Origin of the sequence: Pseudoroseicyclus aestuarii (assembly GCF_003217255.1) — a bacterium.
GTDB classification, from domain to species: domain Bacteria; phylum Pseudomonadota; class Alphaproteobacteria; order Rhodobacterales; family Rhodobacteraceae; genus Pseudoroseicyclus; species Pseudoroseicyclus aestuarii.
The window spans coordinates 19,640-39,599 of the sequence record NZ_QJTE01000002.1; the positions used below are offsets into that span (position 1 = coordinate 19,640).

A 19,960-nucleotide genomic window follows, 5' to 3' on the forward strand; every position below is an offset into this window, starting at 1 on the left:
CCATCCAATAACGTGTTCTAGAGGTCGAACGTCGCGAAGACCGGCACGTGGTCCGAGGGCTTCTCCCAGCCGCGGGCGGCCTTCAGCACCCGGCTGGAATGGGCGGCGCCGGCGATGTCGGGCGTGGCCCAGACATGGTCGAGCCGGCGCCCGCGATCCGCCGCTTCCCAGTCCTTGGCGCGGTAGGACCACCAGGAATAGAGCGGCCCCTCGGGGATGTCCTTGCGCGTGACGTCGACCCAGGCCCCCGCCTCCTGCGCCGCGGTCAGATGCTCTACCTCGGTGGGCGTGTGGCTGACGATCTTCAGCATCTTCTTGTGATCCCAGACGTCATCCTCGCGCGGGGCGATGTTCAGATCGCCGACGAGGATCGCCTTCTCGGGCCGTTCGGCGCGGAAGGCGTCGCGCATCTGCGTCAGGTAATCCAGCTTCTGGCCGAACTTGACGTTCTTCTCGCGGTCGGGCTCATCACCGCCCGCGGGGACGTAGTAGTTGTGGATCACCACGCCGTTCTCCAGCCTCGCGGCGACATGGCGCGCATGACCCAGCTCGACGTGGTCGAGGCCGCCCGCATCCTCGAGCGGCAGCTTCGACAGGATTGCGACGCCGTTGTAGCCCTTCTGCCCGCGGGCGATCATGTGCGGGTAGCCCAGCGCGGCAAAACCTTCGAGCGGGATCTTCTCGACCGGGGACTTGCACTCCTGCAGGCACAGGATGTCCGGCGCCTCCTCGGTCAGCAGCTTGTGCACCAGCGTCTCGCGCAGGCGGACGGAGTTGATGTTCCAGGTGGCGAGCGTGAAGGGCATGGGCAGTCTTCCGGCGTGATGGATGCCAGGGTCATGCCCGATCACGGCGCGATCCGCCACCCGGCGCCGGCAAGGGCCGGGCCCCGCAGATCGAGATCGGCAAGGCCCGCCCGACGCTGAAGCCGGTGAACCCTACCGCCGACCACCTCATCCCGTGACGCGGCTGGGGGCGCTGCGCCGCCCCTATTCCGTCAGGTTCAGCGTGTCGGTCATGCAGGTGTTCAGCGTCATCTGATCCTCGACCCCGTCGGCATAGACCAGCAGGAAATCCCATGCGCAGTCCATGTTGTCCGGAATCGTCAGCACCACCGACCCGCCCGGCTGCACGACCTTTTCGCCCAAGCGGTCCGGCCCCCACATCTCGTCCGAGGATTCGGAGGTGAAGAGCCGGTAGAGCACCGTCTGCGTGCCGTTGTTCACCGTCACCTGCCCGGCAAGGGCGGGCGCAGCGGCAAGGACGGCGGCGGCAAGGACGGCGCAGGGCGCGAGGCCGGAACGCAGGGTGGGCATGGCTCTCTCCCGTTGGAACTTCGCCGCCAGCCTAGCGCGCAGGTGCCGGGGGCGAAACCCGCAGGCGTCGCCCCCGATTTTTCAGGCGACCAGCCGGTAGCCCCCCGCCTCGGTCACCAGCAGCTTGGCGTTCGAGGGATCGGGCTCGATCTTCTGGCGCAGCCGGTAGATATGCGTCTCGAGCGTGTGGGTCGTGACGCCCGCGTTGTAGCCCCAGACCTCGTGCAGCAGCACGTCGCGCGGCACGATCCCGTCGGCCGAGCGATAGAGGTACTTGAGGATGTTCGTCTCCTTCTCGGTCAGGCGAACCTTCTTCTCGTCCTCGGTCAGAAGCATCTTCTGCGAGGGGCGGAAGGTATAGGGCCCAAGCTGGAAGATCGCGTCCTCGCTGCTTTCGTGGGTGCGCAGCTGGGCTCGGATACGGGCGAGCAGCACCGGGAACTTCATCGGCTTGGTGACGTAATCGTTCGCCCCCGCGTCGAGGCCGAGAATGGTGTCGCTGTCGGTGTCATGCCCGGTCAGGATCAGGATCGGGCACTTGACCCCCTGCTTGCGCATCAGGCGGCAGAGCTCGCGCCCGTCGGTATCGGGCAGGCCGACGTCGAGGATCACGAGGTCGAAGAGACCCGCCTTGATCTGCGCCATCGCGTCGTGGCCGTTGCCGGCCTCGAAGACGTCGAATTCCTCGGTCATAACGAGCTGCTCGCTCAGCGCCTCGCGCAGGTCGTCGTCGTCGTCGACGAGCAGGATTTTCTTGAGTTGCGGCATAACCGGACCCTTTCAAAACTGGTGGGGGCCGGGCCCCCTGCACATCGCGTGCCTCTGGAAAGGCAGATGTGTAACCTTTACGTGTCCGGCAAGCGTTGCTGCCGCCGCCTCACGGCCAAGTGTCGGAAACGCCCGAAATGTTTCAAGGATTCCGGCAGGACGGGCCCCATGACCTTCTCTCTCGATGCCAGTGAGCGGCGTGCGCGGGCGCTGGCCGACCTGCGGATGGGGGTGCCCGTGGTGCTGGACGGCGGCGACGGCGGCGCCCTCGCCCTCGCGGCCGAGACCATCACACCGGGCCGCCTGGAAAGCCTGCGCGCGCTTGGCGGCGCCCCAGTCCTGGCGATCACGGCACAGCGGGCCAAGGTGCTGAACGCGCCCGCCTACGACGGCGACACGGCGCGCGTCCTGCTGCCGCAGGATGCCGCGAGCGGCTGGGTCCGCGCGCTGGCCGATCCGGCGGACGACCTGCGCGCGCCGATGAAGGGCCCGCTGAAGATGCAGCGAGAGGGCAGCGCGACCCTGCACCGCGCCGCCATCGCGCTGGCCAAGGGCGCGCGGCTGCTGCCTGCCGCCCTCGTGCTGCCGATCGAGGATGCGGCCGTCTTCGCGGCCCGCCACGACCTGACGCGCCTGCCCCCCATGCCCGCCCTGCCCGCCGATCCCGCCCCCATGGCCGATATCGCCGATGCCCGCCTGCCAATGGCGCTGGCGGGGGCCGGGCGCGTGCATGTCTTTCGCCCCCGCGACGGCGGAGAGGAGCATTACGCCATCGAGGTCGGCAAGCCGCTGCGCGACGCGCCCGTGCTGGCGCGGCTACATTCGGCCTGCTTCACCGGCGACGTGCTGGGCAGCCTGAAATGCGACTGCGGCCCGCAGCTTCATGCCGCCCTGTCCCAGATGGGGCAGGAGGGGGCGGGCGTTCTGCTGTACCTGAACCAGGAGGGGCGCGGCATCGGGCTGGCCAACAAGATGCGCGCCTATGACCTGCAGGATCAGGGCTTCGACACGGTCGAGGCGAACCACCGCCTCGGCTTCGAGGATGACGAGCGTGATTTCCGCATCGGGGCAGAGCTTCTGCGCCGCCTCGGCTTCTCCTCCGTCCGGCTGCTGACGAACAACCCGCGCAAGATCGCGCGGATGGAGGAATCGGGCATTGCCGTGACCGAGCGGGTGCCGCTGCAGGTCGGGCGCGGCGCGCTGAACACCGCCTACCTCGATACCAAGGCGGCGAAGTCCGGGCATTTGCTGTGACGCTGGCGCTGACCCCGCGCGGGCTGCGCGCCCTTGGCCACATCTTGCCCTGCGCCATCGGGCGCGGCGGGTTGACGGGTGACAAGCGCGAGGGCGACCTAGCCACGCCGCGCGGGACGTGGCGTGTGACCGGCCTCTTCTACCGCCCCGACCGGCTGGCCCCGCCCGCGCCCTGGGCGCGGCCGATCCGGCCGGGCGATCTGTGGTCGGACGCGCCAGAGGATCCGGCCTACAACAGCCTCGTGCGCGCGCCCCATGCGCCCAGCCACGAGGCGCTGCGCCGCGCCGATCCGATGTACGACATCATCCTGACGACCGACTGGAACGATGCGGCGGTGCCGGGCTGCGGCTCTGCCATCTTCATCCACCGTTGGCGCCGGCCCCGCTGGCCGACTGCCGGCTGCATCGCGCTGGCGCCCGGCGATCTGGCCTGGCTCGCCGCCCGCGCGGCGCCGGGCACCGCGATCCGGGTGTGACGCGCGGGCCGTCCTTGACGCCCCCGGCCCGCCCGGCCTATCGCCCGGCCCATGGCTGATTTCTTTGCGTATACAGACGGCGCCTGCTCGGGCAATCCGGGTCCCGGCGGCTGGGGCGCCCTGCTGATCGCCCGCGAGAACGGCGCCGTGGTCAAGGAACGCCCCCTGTCGGGCGGCGAGGCGCAGACCACAAACAACCGGATGGAGTTGATGGCCGCCATCAGCGCGCTCGAGGCGCTGGGAAAGCCGACGAAGATCACCGTCGTGACCGACAGCGCCTACGTGAAGGACGGCATCGGCTCCTGGCTGGCGGGATGGAAGCGCAACGGCTGGAAGACCGCCGCCAAGAAGCCCGTGAAGAACGAGGAACTCTGGCGCCGCCTCGACGAGGCGACGCAGCGCCACACCGTGCGCTGGGAATGGGTCAAGGGCCATGCCGGTCACCCCGAGAACGAGCGCGCCGACGAGCTGGCCCGCGCCGGAATGGCGCCCTTCAAGAAACGCTGAGGGTTCGCAGGCGTACCGGCGCGGCAGCGGCGGGAACCTCACGCTTCCGGGACGGGTTTGTGCCCGAGGAACCCCCGCATTCCGGAAGGCACCCATGCAAGTTTCCCTCGATATCAACGGCGCGTCCGTCGCGCTGGACCTTGATGCGCGCACCACGCTGCTCGACGCCCTGCGCAACCACGCCGGGCTCACCGGCTCCAAGAAAGGGTGCGACCACGGTCAGTGCGGCGCCTGTACCGTCATGGTGAACGGGCGGCGGATCAACTCCTGCCTGACGCTCGCCGTGATGCACGAGGACGACGAGATCACGACGGTCGAGGGGCTGGCCGAGGGCAATACCCTCTCGCCGCTGCAGCGCGCCTTCATCAGCCACGACGGCTTCCAGTGCGGTTACTGCACGCCCGGCCAGCTGTGCAGCGCCACCGCCATGCTGGACGAGGCCGCGAAGGGCTGGCCCAGCAACGTCACCGCCGATCTCGAGAACGCGACGCCGCTGACCGACGAGGAAATCTCGGAGCGGATGAGCGGGAACATCTGCCGCTGCTCCTGCTACCCCGGCATCGTCGAGGCGATCCGCGAAGCCGCCGACGCCCCGGCGCAGAAGACGGGAGCCGAAGCATGAAGTCCTTCGACTACATCCGCGCCACCTCCGTCGCAGAGGCCGTGCAGGCCGGGGGGACAGGCGCGCGCTACATCGCCGGCGGGACCAACCTGCTCGACCTCATGAAGCTCGAGGTGATGGCCCCCGATACGCTGATCGACATCACCCGTCTCGGCCTCGACCAGATCGAAGAGCTGGACAACGGCGGGCTGCGCATCGGGGCGCTGGTGCCGAACGCCGACCTCGCCGCGGACATGCGCGTGCGCCGCGGTTGGCCGGTTCTCAGCCGCGCCCTGCTGGCCGGCGCCAGCGGCCAGCTGCGCAACAAGGCGACCACCGGCGGCAACCTGCTGCAGCGGACGCGGTGCTACTATTTTTATGACACCGCCGCCCCCTGCAACAAGCGCGAGCCCGGCTCGGGCTGCGCCGCGATGGAAGGCTTCAACCGCATCCTCGGCGTGCTCGGCACCTCGGACCACTGCATCGCCACGCATCCCTCGGACATGGCCGTCGCCATGCAGGTGCTGGACGCCGAGGTCGAGATCGAGGGCAAGGACGGCACCCGGCGTGTTGAGCTGGACGAGTTCTACCGCCTGCCCGGCGACACCCCGCATATCGAGACTGTACTGGCCGAAGGCGAGCTGATCACGGCCGTGATCCTGCCCCCCGCCCCGGGCGGAAAGCACGTCTACCAGAAGGTGCGCGACCGCGCCTCCTATGCCTTCGCGCTGGTCTCGGTCGCCTGCGTGGCCAAGGTAGAAGGCGGCGTGCTCGAGGATATCAGCCTCGCCTTCGGCGGCCTTGCCCCCAAGCCCTGGCGAAACCGTGCGGTCGAGGACCTGCTCAAGGGTCAGGCCCCCTCCGAGGCGCTGTTCGAACAGGCCGCCGAGACCCTTCTGGCCGAGGCCAAGGGCCACGGCAGCAACGATTTCAAGATCCCCCTGACGCGGCGGACCCTCGTCTCCGTGCTGGGCGAAGCGACGAAAGGGGCAGCGGCATGACCAACGAACTGACACTCGACAAGAAGGCCGATACCCGCCGCCTCGACGAGATGGCGCAGGGACTGCTCGGCACGCCGATGGACCGCCCCGAGGGGGTGCTGAAGGTCACCGGCAAGGCGATCTACGCCGATGAAGAGCGGCCCTCGAATCTTGCCTACGGCTATCTCGTGCGCGCCACCGGCCCGATCGGGCGCATCGTCTCGACCAACAAGGACGAGATCGCCAAGATGCCCGGCGTCGTCGCCGTGATCGAGGAAGCGGACCTGCCGCGCAACTCGGTGCAGGGGGCGACGCCGACCGCCGCGCCGACGCGCGGCGATCGGATCGACTACATCGGCCAGCCCCTCGCGCTCGTCGTGGCCGACGGCTTCGAAGAGGCGCGCCATGCCGCGCAGGCGATGACCGCGGTGATGGAGGCCGATACCGGCCTACACTTCGACCCCGAGGCCCCCGGCGCAAGCATCGAGACGCCCGAGGCCAAGCAGGCGAGCCAAGGCGATCTCGACGCCGCCATGGCCTCTGCCGCCTTCACGCTGGACGAGGAGTACCACACCTCCTCAATGCATTCGGCGGCAATGGAGCCGCATGCCACCATCGCCGAATGGAAGGACGGGAAGCTGACGATGCGCGGCGCGTATCAGATGCTCAAGTTCAACCAGAAGTCCGTCTCGGACGCGCTGGACCTCGATCTGTCGCAGATCCGGCTGCTGTCGCCCTTCGTTGGCGGCGGCTTCGGCTCCAAGCTCGGGATCGCGCCCGAGGCGATCGCAGCGGCGCTGGCCTCGAAGGCCGTGGGACGCCCCGTCTCGGTCGCGATGCACCGCCGCCAGGTCTTCGAGACGACGACCCACCGCTCTGCCACCAAGCAGAAGGTGCGGCTGGCGGCGGACAAGGACGGCAAGCTGATCGGCGTGGGCCACGACAACCTCGTCTACAACCTGCCGGGCGAGAAGTTCTCGGAGCCGACGACGCAGGCGACGCCTTTCACCTATGCCGGTGAGAACCGGGTGATCGGGCACCATATCGCCCGGCTGCACCGCCCTGCCGCCGGCTCCGTCCGCGCACCGGGCGAGGCCGTGGGCGCCACCGTCTTCGAGATGGCGATGGACGAGATGGCCGAGAAGCTGGACCTCGACCCGATCGAGTTCCGGGTCCGCAACATCCCCGACCTCGACCCCAGCAAGGGCATCCCCTTCTCCGAGAACCGGATGGAGGCCGTGCTGCGTGACGGCGCCGAACGCTTTGGCTGGAAGCACACGAAGCCCAAGCAGCGGCTCGAGGATGGCTGGTGGATCGGCACCGGCGTCGCCGCCGCGGTGCGCGTCAACATGATGAGCGAGACCTCGGCCCGCGTGCGGCTGACGCAGGACGGCGCCGTGGTCGAGACCGACATGACCGATATCGGCACCGGCACCTACGCCATCCTGACGCAGGTGGCGGGAGAGCTTCTGGGCCTGCCGGCGAACCGGGTCGAGACGCGCCTTGGCGATTCGGACTTTCCGAAGGCCTTCGGCTCGGGCGGATCGGTCGGCGCCTCCTCCTCCGGCACGGCGGTCTACCTTGCCTGCATGGAGCTGCGCCAGAATATCGCCGCCGCCCTCGGCGTCGAGGAAACCGACCTGACGCTGAAGGACGGCCGCGCGATCAGCGGCAATGTCGCGAAACCCCTGACCGAGATCGTCCCCGGCGAGGGCTGGAGTGCGACCGGCACCGTCAAGGGCGGCAAGGCCGGCAGCCTCGTGCGGCAGGCGACTTGGGGCAGCTGCTTCGCCGAGGTGGCGGTGAATGCCGTCACCGGCGAGACGCGGGTGCGCCGCATGCTCGGCAGCTTTGCCGCCGGGCGCATCCTGAACGAGAAGACCGCCAAGTCGCAGTGCATCGGCGGCATGACCTGGGGCCTTGGCATGGCGCTGCACGAAGAGCTCGTGCACGACCCGCGCGACGGCCACATGGTGAACCGCGATCTGGCGGAATACCACGTTCCCGCCAACCTCGACGTGCCGCAGATCGAGGCGCATCTGCTGATGGAGGATCGCGACGACTGGGCGAACCCTGTCCAGGCCAAGGGCATCGGCGAGCTGGGCATTTCCGGCACCGGCGCGGCGGTGATCAACGCGATCTACAATGCCTGCGGCGTGCGCATCCGGTCCCTGCCCGGCACGCTGGACAAGATCCTGGCCGAGCTGCCCTGATCCGTTACGTCATCACGATCACGATGCTGCGGCGCGGGGTTCATCCTCGCGCCGCAATTCATATCTAGAAGGCTCATGGCCAAGGTTAGTGGCCGGGAGTCCTTGATGAAAACGACGGTTCTGGGGCTGGTGTCCCTTCTCGGGGCGGCGACGCCCGCCATGGCACAAGACGTCACCGATGGCGCCCTGCAGTTCAGCCGGCAGTGCACCGCCTGCCACGTGGTCACCACGCCGGATGGCACCACCCTCGCCGGGCGCGGCGCACGCACCGGGCCCAACCTTTACGGCATCGAGGATGGCCGCATCGCCTCGGCCGATTTCTCCTACGGCGACGGGCTGACCCGCCTGGGCGAGGCCGGGGCCAGCTGGACCGAGCAGAACTTTGTCGACTACCTCGCCGATCCCAACGGCTGGGTGCGCGAGCGTCTGGATACTCGCCACGTCCGCTCGAAGATGGCCTATCGCCTGCAGGACGAGGGGCAGGCCCGCGACATCTGGGCCTACCTGCTGTCGCTCGACGAGTAGGACGGCTCAGTCGGCCTCGTCATAGGCCAGCACGCCGCGCACCGCGCGGCGCCAGCCGTCGTATTTCGCCGCACGCCAGCCGTCGTCCTTCTGCGCCTCAAACCGCCGGTCGAGGTGCCAGCGCTGCTCAAAGGCCTCCATGCCCGGGCAGAGGCCGGCGGTCATCCCGGCGACCCAAGCCGCGCCCAGCGCCGTCGTCTCTGTGAACTCTGGCCGGTCCACCGGCGCGCCGAGGATGTCGGCGAGGAACTGCATGGTCCAGTCGCTGGCAGCCATGCCGCCATCGACCCGCAGCACGCTGGGCTCCCCATCCGGCCAGTCGGCCTCCATCGCGGCCAGAAGGTCGCGCGTCTGGTAGCCGACGCTTTCCAGCGCCGCGCGCGCCAGCTCTGCCGGGCCGGTGCCGCGCGTCAGGCCAAAGGCCGCGCCCCGGCTTTCGGGCGACCAGTAGGGCGCGCCGAGGCCGGTGAAGGCCGGCACCAGCACCACCTCTTGGTTGGGATCGGCCTGCTCGGCCAAGGCCTGCGTCTCGGCGGCGCTGCCGATCACGCCCATCTCGTCGCGCAGCCATTGCACCACGGCCCCGGCGATGAAGATCGCCCCTTCCAGCGCATAGGTCGTCTTGCCGTCCAGCCGGTAGGCGATGGTCGTCAGCAGCCGGTTCTTCGAAGCGACGGGCGTCTGCCCGGTGTTCAGAAGCGCGAAGCAGCCGGTGCCATAGGTCGATTTCACCATGCCGGGGCGAAAGCAGGCCTGTCCCAGCGTCGCCGCCTGCTGATCGCCCGCCACCCCGAGGATCGGGATGCGCCCGCCCAGCAGGGTCGTCTCGCCGAAGTCGCCCCCGGTGTCGCGCACCTCTGGCAGCATCGCCATGGGCACGCCCAGAAGATCGCAGATCTCGGGGCACCAATCCCCGGCGTGAATGTCGTAAAGCAGCGTGCGGCAGGCATTGGTGGGGTCGGTCGCATGGACCCGCCCCTCGGTCAGGTTCCAGATCAGCCAGCTGTCGACGGTGCCGAAGGCAAGGCGCCCGGCCTCCGCGGCCTCGCGCGCGCCCTCGACCTCGTCCAGCAGCCACTTGAGCTTCGTGCCCGAGAAATAGGGATCGGCCAGCAGACCTGTCCGCTCGGTCAGCAGCGCCTCGTGCCCCTCCTCGCGCAGCTGGCGGCAGAGGGCGGCGGTGCGCCGGTCCTGCCAGACGATGGCATTGTGGATCGGCGTGCCGGTCTCGCGGTCCCAGACCACCACCGTTTCGCGCTGGTTGGTGATGCCGATTGCGGCGGGGGTCTCCTGCCCCTCGAGCGCGGCCCGGCAGACCGAGAGCGTCGTGTCCCACAGGTCGCCGGCGTCATGCTCTACCCAGCCGGAGCGCGGGAAGTGCTGCGCGAACTCCTCCTGCGCCCGGGCCATGGGCCGCAGGTCGGTGTCGAACAGGATCGCCCGCGTCGACGTGGTGCCCTGATCGATGGCCAGAATGCCCGCCATGGCGGCCCCTCCCTTCCTGCGTGTCGGCCCGCGCCCTCCCCGGCGCGAAGGCTCAGAAGCTGGGCGCGGCCAGCGTATCCTCGGGCCGCGCGGCGCCCGAGAGGGTCGCCCCCGACAGCGGGTCCGAAGCGACGGCGACGGGCGAGGCCCCCGGCAGCCCGGCCTGCGGCGCGGCGGCGCCGGCGGCGGGCACGGCGCCCGGCTCGGGCAGCGGGGCCGAGGTAACGGTCATCTGCCCCGGCACGCGGTCGCAGGTCACGGTCACGATCTCGCCCTCGTCGACCATGCGCACGGCGCGCTGGTCGGCGGTATCGGCCAGCAGCCCGGCCTCGATTCCCCGGCGCGAGGTCACGGCGTCGATCCGCGTCAGGCAGTCGTCGTAGGCCATCGGCAGGGTCTGGATCGGCTGATCGCCCGGGGCGGGGGTGCAGGCGCCCAGCAGGACGAGCCCACCCAGAAAGCCGATGAGGGGTCGCGAGATCGTCATGCCGATTGTCCTTCTGTCGTCAGGCCCTGCTCCTGGCGGGCCGGGACAGCCTGCCGCGCCAGCATCCAGTCGTCCAGACGCTGCACCTCTTCGGGCGACATTCTCAGCCCCAGCTTGGTGCGGCGCCACACCACATCCTCGGCGCGGCGGGCGAATTCATGCTCCATCAGCCAGTCGACCTCGCGCTCGGTCAGCCCGGCGCCGAAGACCTCGCCCATGTCCTGCGACCCGCTGGCGCCGCCGGTGATGCGCACGGCATCGGTGCCATAGGCGCGCACCAGCCGTTCCGCCTGCCGCGCCTCCAGCCAGGGGGTGGCGGCGCGCCGACGCTCGACCTCGCGCGCGAAGCCGTCGACCGGGAAATCCCCGCCCGGCAGCGGCACCCGCGCCGTCCAGGGCCCGCCAACGCCGCCCAGCGCCTCGTCGACGCGGGCCAGCGCCCCCTCGGCCAGCCGGCGGTAGGTGGTGATCTTGCCGCCGAAGATCGACAGCACCGGCGCCCCCTTGTTGCGCGACAGGCGCAGCACGTAATCGCGCGAGGCCGCGGTGGCCGACCCCTCGCCCTCGGCATGCAGGGGCCGGACGCCGGAATAGGTCCAGACGACGTCGCCGGGCGTCACCGGCACCTCGAAGTAGCGCGAGACGAAGTCGCAGAGGTAGGCGACCTCTTCGGGCGTGCACTCGGGCGGCGTGTCGGGATCCGGGTGGTCGGCATCGGTGGTGCCGATCAGCGTGTAATCCCCCTCGTAGGGGATCGCGAAGACGATGCGCCCGTCGTCGCCCTGAAAGAAATAGGCCCGGTCGTGGTCGTAAAGGCGCGGCACCACGATATGGCTGCCCCGCACCAGCCGCAGCTTGTCGCGCCCCGGCTGCTGCACCGTGTCTTCCACGATCTCGGCGGCCCAGGGCCCAGCGGCATTGACCAGCATCCGTGCCGCGATCTGCCGGGTCTCGCCGGTGGTTTCGTCGCGCAGCGTGACATGCCAGCCGCCGCTGTGTGGCACGGCGGCAGTGACGCGGGTGCGGGTCAGGATCGTCGCGCCGCGCTGCGCCGCGTCGCGCGCGTTCAACGCCACGAGGCGCGCATCCTCGACCCAGCAGTCCGAATATTCATAGGCCGTCTTCAGCCCCGGCTTCAGCGGCTTGCCGGCGGGGTCGCGGGCGAGGTCGAGCCGCCGGGTTCCGGGCAGGATCGAGCCGCCGCCGAGCCGGTCGTACAGGGCCAGCCCCGCCCGGATCGCCCAGGCCGGGCGGCGCCCGCGGGTCCAGGGCATCAGCGTCGCGATCACGCGCGAGGCGGGGGTCTTCGGCTCGAACCGCATCTCTGTGTGCAGCGGCAGGACGAAGCGCATCGGCCAACTGATATGCGGCATCGCGGCAAGCAGGGTCTCGCGCTCCTGCAGGGCCTCGCGCACCAGCCGGATCTCGAAGTACTCGAGATAGCGCAGCCCGCCGTGAAACAGCTTGGTCGAGGCCGAGGAGGTCGCCCCGGCGAGATCGCCCATTTCCGCCAGCACGACCTGCAGCCCCCGGCCCGCCGCATCGCGCGCGATGCCGCAGCCGTTGATGCCGCCGCCGATGACGAGAAGATCGGTGCGCTCCATGACGGTGGTTCCTCGGTCAGGTCCTGCTCCGGACCATAGCGGGCAATTCCCCGGTGACCAGTCGCCGCTAGAGAGGGGCCGGCCCGGTCGAGCCGCGCTCGACGATGCCGCAGGCGATCTCGACCCGCCGGGCCGGCGAGGCGGGGCGGGCGACGGCCTCGGCCAGCAGGTCGAGCGCGGTGGCGCCGATCTGCTGCATCGGAATTTCCAGCGCCGAAAGCGGAGGGCTTTGCAGGGCCGCCTGCGGATAGCCGTCGAAGCCCATGACACTGACCTCATGCGGCACCGCGATGCCAAGGTCGGCCAGCGCCATCAGCGCGCCGACGGCCAGCGAATCGCCGGTGCAGAGCACGGCGGTGAAATCGCGGCCCCGCGTCTCGATCCGGTGGCGCAGCGCCTCGGCGGCGAGGTCGGGCACCCAGTCGGGCACTTCCTGCAGCGCCGCCGGCAGGCCGGCCTCGGCCATGCGGTCGGCATAGCCTTCCTCGCGGCGGGTGATGGTGCGCCGGCCGGGGCGGGTCAGCAGCAGGATGCGGCGGTGGCCGTAGGACAGCAGCAGGTCGGTCGCCAGCGCCGCGGCGGCGCGGTTGGCCGGCGCGACGGAGCCGAGGCGCAGGTAGGGATCGTCGCCGTTGATCAGCACCGCCGGAACCTGCGCCCCGCGCAGCCGCGCCGCCGCCTCGTCGTCGCCGGGGGTCAGCAGCAGCAGGCCCGCCACCTGCGGATCGGAGGCCGCCTCCGCGACCGCCGCGGCCTCGTCCGCGGGCGAAGCGATGCGCCGCATCGCGACCTCCATCCGCAGCGCGGCAGCGCGGGCCTTGACCCCCTCGAGCACGCCGAGCGTGAACTGGTTGCGCCCGTAGTCCACCACCGCCGGCTGCGTCGCGGCGAGGATCACCCGACGTCCGGCCAGCAGCGCGGGCTGCGCATAGCCCAGCCGCTGCGCCGCCTCCTGCACCCGGTCCCGCAGATCGGGCCGCACCCCGCCCTCGCCCGAGAGGGCGCGGCTGACCGTGGCGATCGAGACGCCGCAGTCGCGGGCCAGATCCTCGAGCCGGACCCGGCGCGAGGCATGGGGGCGGTGGGTCGGCCTGTCTGGCACCAAAGGTCTCCTGTCGCTGATCAGGTCATGAAAAATATTTACGACTTGTGCAAATCCTTTTCCGCCGCTTTTGTCCGCGCGGCGGCCCTCAGGGGCGCTGCGACCACATGGTTACCGGGCGCGCGGTCTACCGCGGCGGCCCGATCCGGGAGGAGACATCGGATGACACGTATCGCCTTTCACGCGCTCGGCTTCGCCGCCCTGCTCGCCGCCCCCGCGGCAGCGCAGGAGCAGGTCCGCATCATGTGGTACTCGGACGGCAACGAGGGCGCGGTCATGCAGGACCTGCTCGACCGTTTCGAGGAGGAGCATCCCGAGATCGACGTCGTCCTCGACACCGTCGCCTATCAGGTCGTGCAGGAGCAGCTTCCGATCCAGCTCGCCTCGGGCGAGGGGCCGGACATCGCCCGCGTCACCAATGCGCTGAAGACCGATGCCGAGCACTGGCTCGACCTGCGCCCCTACCTGAACGACGCCGCCTACTGGGACGACAACTTCGGCCCCTACCTCGACTGGATGCGCGAGGACGGCTCGGACGCGATCCCCGGCTTTCCGACGCAGCTGACGCTGACCGGCGGTTTCGCCAACAAGACCCTGTTCGAGCAGGCCGGCGTCGAGATGCCGGGCGAGGGCGCGACATGGGACGACTGGATCGAGGCCAGCGCGCAGGTGATGCAGGACCAGCAGCTTCCCGCGGCCTTCGCCATCGACCGCACCGGGCACCGCGTCTCGGCGCCGATGTTCAGCTACGGCGCGATCTACCGGGCCGAGGACGGCAGCCCCGCGCCGATCGACGACAACGCCATGCGCTTCGCCGAGGAGCTGGTGGGCTGGACCGACGAGGGGCTGATGCTGCCCGAGGTCTGGGTCTCGGCCTCGGGCACGACCTACCGCGCCGCGACCGAGGATTTCACCAACGCGCTGGTGCCCTTCTACTATTCCGGCAGCTGGCAGGTCGCCAACCTGTCGCAGCAGATCGGCGATGCCTTCGACTGGGTCGCCGTCGGCAGCCCCTGCGGCGAGGCCGGCTGCACCGGCATCCCCGGCGGCGCGGGCCTCGTGGCGGTGAAATACACCGACCAGCCCGAGGCGGTGGCCACGGTCATGGACTACCTCGCGTCCGAAGAGGTGCTGCGAGAGTTCTCCGAGCGGACACTCTTCATCCCGGCCCATGTCGGGCTGGCCGAGGCCGGCCTCGACTACCAGTCCGAGGACAGCCAGGTGCCGCCCGCGCTCGACGCCTTCGTCGCCAGCTCCTCGCAGATCCTGCCCGAGGCCGCGGCGATGCCCGGCTGGCTCTGGTCGCCGGCCTACTACGGCGCCATCGTCACGCGCATCAGCCAGGTGATGGCCGGCGAGCTGACCCTCGAAGAGGCGCGCCCGCTGATCGACCGCGACATCGCCGACCAGGTCGCGGCCGCGCAGCAATGAGCCTTTAAGTGACCGCCTTCGCCACCCGTCTGGGCGCCGCCGTCGCGGCGCCCTTCGCGCTTCTCGCCCGCGCCATCGACCTGCCCCTGCGCGGCTGGCAGCGGCTGACGGGGATGGGCGGCATGGCGGCAGTCTTCCTCGCGCCGAACCTCGCGATCTTCGGGGTCTTCGTGCTGATCCCGCTGGCGCTGAACTTCGCCTATTCGATGACCGGCGGCACCGACATCCTGCTGCCCGACAGGCCCTTCGTCGGGGCCGATCAATATGCCCGCCTGCTCGACTGCGCCGACTACAGCCGCGCCGTGACCTGCCGCGAGGATGCCTTCTGGACCGCGGCGCGCAATACGGCGGTCTTCGTCGTCTTCCAGGTCTCGCTGATGGTCGCCGTCTCGATGATCACGGCGCTGATCCTGAACCGCAAGATCGCCGGGCGCGGCTTCTTCCGCGCGGTCTTCTTCTTTCCGGTGCTGCTCTCGCCCGTCGTGGTGGGGCTGATCTGGCGCTGGATCCTGCAGCGGCAGGGCCTTCTGAACCTGATCGTCGTCAACCTCGGCTTCGATCCGCAGGTCTGGCTGAACGACCGGCTCTATGCCTTTGCCGCCGCCGTGGGCGTCTCGACCTGGGCGCACATGGGGTTCTACACGCTGATCCTTCTGGCCGGCCTTCAGGCGATCCCGCGCGATCTTTACGAGGCCGCCGAGATGGACGGCACCAAGCCCGGGCGCGTCTTCCGCCGCATCACCCTGCCGCTGCTGGGCCCGAACCTTGCCGTCGTGCTGGTGCTGGCGCTGATCCGCAGCGTCCAGATCTTCGACGAGGCCTATGTGCTGACCGGCGGCGGCCCCGGCACCTCGACCCTGTTCCTGACGCAATACATCTACGAAACCGGCTTCGCCTCGCTCCTGCGCAACCCGGGGCTGGCGGCGGCAGCCTCGATCCTGATGGCCGGGGTGCTGGTGGTGCTGACGCTGGCGCAACTCGCGCTCTCGAGACGGGCGGAGCGGCGATGACCGACTATACCCTGCACCTTGAGCTGCCCTCGGTCGCCGAGTACCGCCACCTGCGGCAGATCGCCGGCATGACCCCCCGCAGCGAGGCCGCGGCCCGCGCCGGCCTGCCCGCCAGCGCCTGCGCGGTGGTCATCCGGCACGAGGGGCGCGCCGTCGGCATGGCGCGCGTGGCCGGCGACGCGCTGGCCTATACGCTGGCCGATGTCGCGGTCGATCCTGACCACCAGGGCCGAGGTCTGGGCAAGCGGATGATGGCGGCGCTGATGGAGCGCCTGCAGCAGATCGCCCCGGCCGAGGCCTTCGTTTCGCTGATCGCGGACGGGGACGCGCAGCACCTTTACGCGAAATACGGCTTTCGCGATCCCGCCCCTGCCTCCATCGGGATGGAGCAGTGGATCGGCCGAAAGGACGCGGAATGAGGCTGGGCTTTCTCCTCGCGCGGCGCGGCGCCACGGGCACCGGGCGCGGCTGGCACTGGACCGATGTTGCCACATGGGTCTGGCTGATCTGCGGCACGGTGCTGATGTTCGGCCCGGCGCTCTGGCTGCTCTCGTCCTCCTTCAAGGGGCCGGCGCAGCTGGCCGAATTCCCGCCCACCCTGCTGCCCTACGTGCAGGCCGAGGTGCAGGTCGAAGGCTACGACGACCCCCTGCCGCTCTACGCGGTCACCCTGCCGGACGGGACCGAGGCCGAGCTGGCGCAGATCCGCCGCATCGGCATCAACGCCCAGATGGTCGACCCCGCCGATCCCGAAACCCGCGTCACCGTCAACATCGATGACCGCGCCCCGATCCGCAGCATCGGCGTGGCGACGGACAACTACGTCACGCCGCTGGTGCAGAACGACTTCCTGCGCTTCTTCGGCAATTCGCTTTTCGTCACGGTCATGGCGACGCTGATCACGCTCTGGACCAACTCCATGGCTGCCTTCGCCCTGTCGAAGTACCAGTTCCGCGGGCGCGGGGCGGTCATGCTGCTGATCGTGGCGACGCTGATGGTGCCGCTGCCGGTGATCCTCGTGCCGCTCTATTCCGTCGTCAGCAGCGTCGGGCTGCTGAACTCCCTCTGGGGTGTGATCCTGCCCACCGTCGCCACGCCCACGGGTGTCTTCATGCTGCGCCAGTACATGCTGACGATCCCTGACGAGCTTCTGGAAGCGGCGCGCATGGACCACGCCTCCGAATGGCAGATCTACTGGCGCATCGTGCTGCCGCTGGCGGCGCCGGCCCTTGCCGTCCTCGCCATCTTCTCCGTGGTCTGGCGCTGGAACGACTTCCTCTGGCCGCTGGTGGTCCTCTCCCGGCGAGAGCTCTTTACCCTGCAGGTCGGCCTCAACTCCTACGCGGGCGAGCTGAACGTGCAGTGGCACTACATCCTGGCGATGACGGTGGTGACGATGATCCCGGTGGTCCTCGTCTTCGCGGTGCTTCAAAGGTTCATCACCAGCGGCATCGCCGGCGCCGGCATCAAGTAAGAAGCGACATGGCAGGCATTATCCTCTCAGGCATCACCAAGAGCTTTGGCCCGGCGCAGGTCATCCACGGCGTGGATCTTCAGATCGCGGAAGGCGAGCTGATGGTCTTCGTCGGCCCCTCGGGCTGCGGCAAGTCCACGCTGCTGCGGCTGATCGCCGGGCTGGACCGGCCGAGCACGGGGACCATCGCGCTCGACGGGCGCGACGTGACCGCCCTGCCCGCCTCGGACCGCGGCCTCGCCATGGTGTTCCAGAGCTACGCGCTCTACCCGCATATGACCGTGCGGCAGAATCTCAGCTTCGGGCTGCAGAACATTCGCATGGACAAGGCCGAGATCGCCGCCCGCGTCGCCGAGGCCGGCCGCCTGCTCGAGATCGAGGGCCTGATGGACCGCCGCCCCACCCAGCTTTCGGGCGGCCAGCGCCAGCGCGTCGCCATCGGCCGCGCCATCGTGCGCGAACCCTCAGCCTTCCTGCTGGACGAGCCGCTGTCGAACCTCGACGCGGAACTTCGCGGCACCATGCGGGCCGAGATCTCTGGCCTGCATGCCCGCCTCGGCGCGACGATGATCTACGTCACCCACGACCAGACCGAGGCGATGACCCTCGCCGACCGCATCGCGGTGATGCGCGCGGGCCGGATCGAGCAGGTCGCCACCCCGCTCGAACTCTACAACCACCCCGCCAACCTCTTCGTCGCCGGCTTCATCGGCGCGCCGAACATGAACCTCTTCGCGGCGCGCGCCTCGGGCGGCGTGCTGAGCCTGCCCGGCGGCGCCGAGCTGCCGCTGCCCGGCACGCCGGCAGGCGCCGATGTCACCATCGGCATCCGCCCGCAGCACCTGCGCCTCGCGCAGGAGGGGGAAGACGCCATCGAGGCCCGCGTCACGCTGATCGAGGCGCTGGGCGCCGAGACGGTCGTGCATGCCCAGACGGCAGAGGGCCAACCCGTCATCACCGTCCTCCCCGGCCAGCCCCCGCTCACCCGCGGCGAGGCCCTGCGCCTGAACTTCGACCCCGACGAGGCTCATCTCTTCGACGAGAACGGCCAGCGCATCGCGCGCTAGCCCCCCCTTTCATGTTTCCGAAAAATACTCCGGGGTCCGGGGCAGCGCCCCAGATGCGCCGGGCGCAGCCCGGCGCCCCCGCCACCGGCGAGGCACTCTACCGCCCCTCCTCGACATCGGCATCCGCCCCCGCCGGTTCCCAAAGCTCCACGGTATTGCCCTCGGGATCGGTCAGCCGGGCATAGCGCCCGTTCTCGTAGGGCTCAGGCGCGACATCGACGACCTCGCCCATGCGCCGCAGCTGCGCGGCCATGGCCTCGAGATCGCGCACCCGGAAGGTGACCAGCACCTGCTGCTCGGGCCGGCCGAAATAGCCGCTGTCCTCGGCGACGGGCGAAAAGGCGGTGCTGCCGCCGGTCTGCCGCCAGAGCGGGCTGGGATGGTCCGCCTCCGGCTCCAGCCCCAGGCGCGAGCGATACCACTCGCTCATCAGCGCCGTGTCGCGCACCCGGAACATCACCCCGCCGATGCCCGAGACGCGCTGCCGGTCCTCGGTCACTGCAGGTCTCCGAAGGCCTCCTTCAGCCGCTCCGCCGCCGCCTCGACCCGCGCGCGCGGCGTGGCGAAGTTGAAGCGGGCGAAGCCCGCGCCCCCCGTGCCGAAGGTGCTGCCGTGGTTCACCGCGATCCGCGCGTCCTGCTCGATCCGGCGCATCACCTCGGCCTCTTCCATGCCGGTGCCGGTGAAATCCGCCCAGCCGAGGTAGGTCGACTCCAGCGGCATCGAGCGCGCGCCGGGGATCGCCGCGATCGCCGCGTCCAGGATTTTCCGGTTCCCGTCGAGGTAGGGGATCAGCGCATCCAGCCATTCGGCCCCGCCGGGCGAATAGGCCGCCGTCGCCATGTGCAGCCCGAAACTGTTGGGCGAAAGGCCCAGCGCCGAAAGCCGCTTGGCAAAGCGCGCGCGCAGGGCATCGTCGGGGATGATCACATTGCCGGTATGGGCGCCGGCGATGTTGAAGGTCTTCGAGGTCGAGGTGAGCATGACCAGCCGGTCCTCCACCCCCTCGATCAGCGCCATCGGAACATGCCTCTGCCCCGGCATCAGCAGGTCGTGGTGAATCTCGTCCGAGACCAGGATCAGGTCGTGCCGCCGCGCGAACTCGGCCACCTCCTCCAGCTCGTCCCGCGTCCAGACCCGGCCGCCGGGGTTATGCGGCGAGCAGAGGATCAGCATCCTCTCGCGCCCGGTCAGGCGGCTCTCGTCGAACTCCATGACGTAGCGCCCGTCCTGCTGCACCATCGGCAGCTCCGTCACTGTCCGGTCGGCGGCGATGATGGTGCGGGCGAAGGCGTGATAGACCGGCGTGAACAGCACCACCGCGTCGCCCGCTTCGGTGAAGGCGTCCAGCGCCACGCCGACGCCGTTGACCAGCCCGTGCGTCGTCGCGATCCATTCGGGGTCGAGCGACCATCCGTGCCGCGTCTCCATCCACCAGCCGATGGCGGCACGATAGGCGGCATCGCCGCCGAAGTAGCCGTAGATGCCGACCTCCTGCATCTCGGCCAGCGCCTCCTGCACCGCCTGCGGCGGGCGAAAGTCCATGTCGGCCACCCACATCGGGATGCCGTCCTCGGGGCTGACCCCGTAGACCCTCTCCATCATGTCCCATTTCGCCGAATGGGTGCCGCGCCGCTCTACCGGGGTGTCGAAGTCCATC

21 protein-coding genes are annotated in these 19,960 nt (G+C 69.9%); 12 read left to right on the forward strand and 9 right to left on the reverse strand.

The window, feature by feature from the left end:
- Window positions 1–17: 17 nt before the first annotated feature.
- From DFP88_RS04800 to DFP88_RS04810, 3 genes are all read right to left on the reverse strand, one after another.
- Window positions 18–806, reverse strand: a complete 789-nt coding sequence (locus tag DFP88_RS04800) for an exodeoxyribonuclease III (protein ID WP_110813344.1) — start codon at window positions 804–806, stop codon at window positions 18–20.
- A 183-nt stretch (window positions 807–989) separates the two neighbouring features.
- Window positions 990–1,316, reverse strand: a complete 327-nt coding sequence (locus tag DFP88_RS04805) for a hypothetical protein (RefSeq protein ID WP_110813345.1) — start codon at window positions 1,314–1,316, stop codon at window positions 990–992.
- Between the two features lie 81 nt (window positions 1,317–1,397).
- Window positions 1,398–2,084, reverse strand: coding sequence for a response regulator transcription factor (locus tag DFP88_RS04810; protein ID WP_110813346.1), 687 nt, complete (start codon window positions 2,082–2,084; stop codon window positions 1,398–1,400).
- A 168-nt stretch (window positions 2,085–2,252) separates the two neighbouring features.
- Between DFP88_RS04810 and ribA the strand changes: the two genes are divergently transcribed.
- The 7 genes from ribA to DFP88_RS04845 all read left to right on the forward strand — a co-directional run bounded on the left by ribA (window position 2,253) and on the right by DFP88_RS04845 (window position 8,640).
- A complete protein-coding gene (gene ribA, locus DFP88_RS04815; RefSeq protein ID WP_110813347.1) occupies window positions 2,253–3,338 on the forward strand; it encodes a GTP cyclohydrolase II in 1,086 nt (361 codons plus the stop codon).
- Window positions 3,335–3,814, forward strand: a complete 480-nt coding sequence (locus DFP88_RS04820; RefSeq protein ID WP_245904699.1) for a L,D-transpeptidase family protein — start codon at window positions 3,335–3,337, stop codon at window positions 3,812–3,814. Before ribA ends, DFP88_RS04820 begins: the two co-directional genes overlap by 4 nt.
- Window positions 3,815–3,865: 51 nt before the next feature.
- Window positions 3,866–4,321, forward strand: coding sequence for a ribonuclease HI (gene rnhA / locus DFP88_RS04825; RefSeq protein WP_110813348.1), 456 nt, complete (start codon window positions 3,866–3,868; stop codon window positions 4,319–4,321).
- 94 nt (window positions 4,322–4,415) lie between these two features.
- A complete protein-coding gene (locus tag DFP88_RS04830) occupies window positions 4,416–4,943 on the forward strand; it encodes a 2Fe-2S iron-sulfur cluster-binding protein (protein WP_110813349.1) in 528 nt (175 codons plus the stop codon).
- Window positions 4,940–5,923 (forward strand): FAD binding domain-containing protein, encoded by a 984-nt coding sequence (locus DFP88_RS04835; RefSeq protein WP_110813350.1) that lies wholly within the window; start codon window positions 4,940–4,942, stop codon window positions 5,921–5,923. Before DFP88_RS04830 ends, DFP88_RS04835 begins: the two co-directional genes overlap by 4 nt.
- On the forward strand, window positions 5,920–8,115 hold the full coding sequence (locus DFP88_RS04840) for a xanthine dehydrogenase family protein molybdopterin-binding subunit (protein ID WP_110813351.1): 2,196 nt from the start codon (window positions 5,920–5,922) through the stop codon (window positions 8,113–8,115). The genes DFP88_RS04835 and DFP88_RS04840 overlap by 4 nt, the downstream gene beginning before the upstream one ends.
- A gap of 105 nt (window positions 8,116–8,220) precedes the next feature.
- Window positions 8,221–8,640, forward strand: a complete 420-nt coding sequence (locus DFP88_RS04845; protein ID WP_110813352.1) for a c-type cytochrome — start codon at window positions 8,221–8,223, stop codon at window positions 8,638–8,640.
- 6 nt (window positions 8,641–8,646) lie between these two features.
- Here DFP88_RS04845 and glpK read toward each other — a convergent pair whose 3' ends face one another.
- From glpK to DFP88_RS04865, 4 genes are all read right to left on the reverse strand, one after another.
- Window positions 8,647–10,125 (reverse strand): glycerol kinase GlpK, encoded by a 1,479-nt coding sequence (glpK, locus tag DFP88_RS04850; protein ID WP_110813353.1) that lies wholly within the window; start codon window positions 10,123–10,125, stop codon window positions 8,647–8,649.
- 52 nt (window positions 10,126–10,177) lie between these two features.
- The gene (locus tag DFP88_RS04855; protein ID WP_110813354.1) at window positions 10,178–10,612 is read right to left on the reverse strand and encodes a hypothetical protein; all 435 of its coding nucleotides are present in this window, start codon (window positions 10,610–10,612) and stop codon (window positions 10,178–10,180) included.
- Window positions 10,609–12,216 carry a glycerol-3-phosphate dehydrogenase gene (glpD, locus tag DFP88_RS04860; protein WP_110813355.1) on the reverse strand — a complete coding sequence of 536 codons (1,608 nt, stop codon included), beginning with the start codon at window positions 12,214–12,216 and terminating at the stop codon, window positions 10,609–10,611. Before glpD ends, DFP88_RS04855 begins: the two co-directional genes overlap by 4 nt.
- 67 nt (window positions 12,217–12,283) lie before the next feature.
- Complete coding sequence (locus DFP88_RS04865) at window positions 12,284–13,318, reverse strand: LacI family DNA-binding transcriptional regulator (protein ID WP_110813356.1); 1,035 nt, start codon at window positions 13,316–13,318, stop codon at window positions 12,284–12,286.
- 162 nt (window positions 13,319–13,480) lie between these two features.
- On the opposite strand from DFP88_RS04865, the gene DFP88_RS04870 reads away from it, so the two are divergent.
- The 5 genes from DFP88_RS04870 to DFP88_RS04890 are packed head-to-tail and all read left to right on the forward strand — an operon-like array spanning window position 13,481 to window position 18,300.
- Window positions 13,481–14,749 (forward strand): ABC transporter substrate-binding protein, encoded by a 1,269-nt coding sequence (locus DFP88_RS04870; protein ID WP_110813357.1) that lies wholly within the window; start codon window positions 13,481–13,483, stop codon window positions 14,747–14,749.
- 8 nt (window positions 14,750–14,757) lie between these two features.
- A complete protein-coding gene (locus DFP88_RS04875) occupies window positions 14,758–15,759 on the forward strand; it encodes a carbohydrate ABC transporter permease (RefSeq protein ID WP_181418565.1) in 1,002 nt (333 codons plus the stop codon).
- Window positions 15,756–16,178 (forward strand): GNAT family N-acetyltransferase, encoded by a 423-nt coding sequence (locus tag DFP88_RS04880; RefSeq protein WP_110813358.1) that lies wholly within the window; start codon window positions 15,756–15,758, stop codon window positions 16,176–16,178. Before DFP88_RS04875 ends, DFP88_RS04880 begins: the two co-directional genes overlap by 4 nt.
- Window positions 16,175–17,233 (forward strand): ABC transporter permease subunit, encoded by a 1,059-nt coding sequence (locus DFP88_RS04885; protein WP_110813359.1) that lies wholly within the window; start codon window positions 16,175–16,177, stop codon window positions 17,231–17,233. The genes DFP88_RS04880 and DFP88_RS04885 overlap by 4 nt, the downstream gene beginning before the upstream one ends.
- Window positions 17,234–17,241: 8 nt before the next feature.
- Window positions 17,242–18,300, forward strand: coding sequence for an ABC transporter ATP-binding protein (locus DFP88_RS04890; RefSeq protein WP_110813360.1), 1,059 nt, complete (start codon window positions 17,242–17,244; stop codon window positions 18,298–18,300).
- A 97-nt stretch (window positions 18,301–18,397) separates the two neighbouring features.
- Here the strand turns inward: DFP88_RS04890 and DFP88_RS04895 are convergent, their stop codons facing one another.
- Window positions 18,398–18,799, reverse strand: coding sequence for a VOC family protein (locus DFP88_RS04895; protein ID WP_245904700.1), 402 nt, complete (start codon window positions 18,797–18,799; stop codon window positions 18,398–18,400).
- Entirely contained in the window at window positions 18,796–19,959 is a 1,164-nt protein-coding gene (locus DFP88_RS04900; protein WP_110813361.1) for a MalY/PatB family protein, read from the reverse strand. Before DFP88_RS04900 ends, DFP88_RS04895 begins: the two co-directional genes overlap by 4 nt.
- Window position 19,960 lies beyond the last annotated feature (1 nt).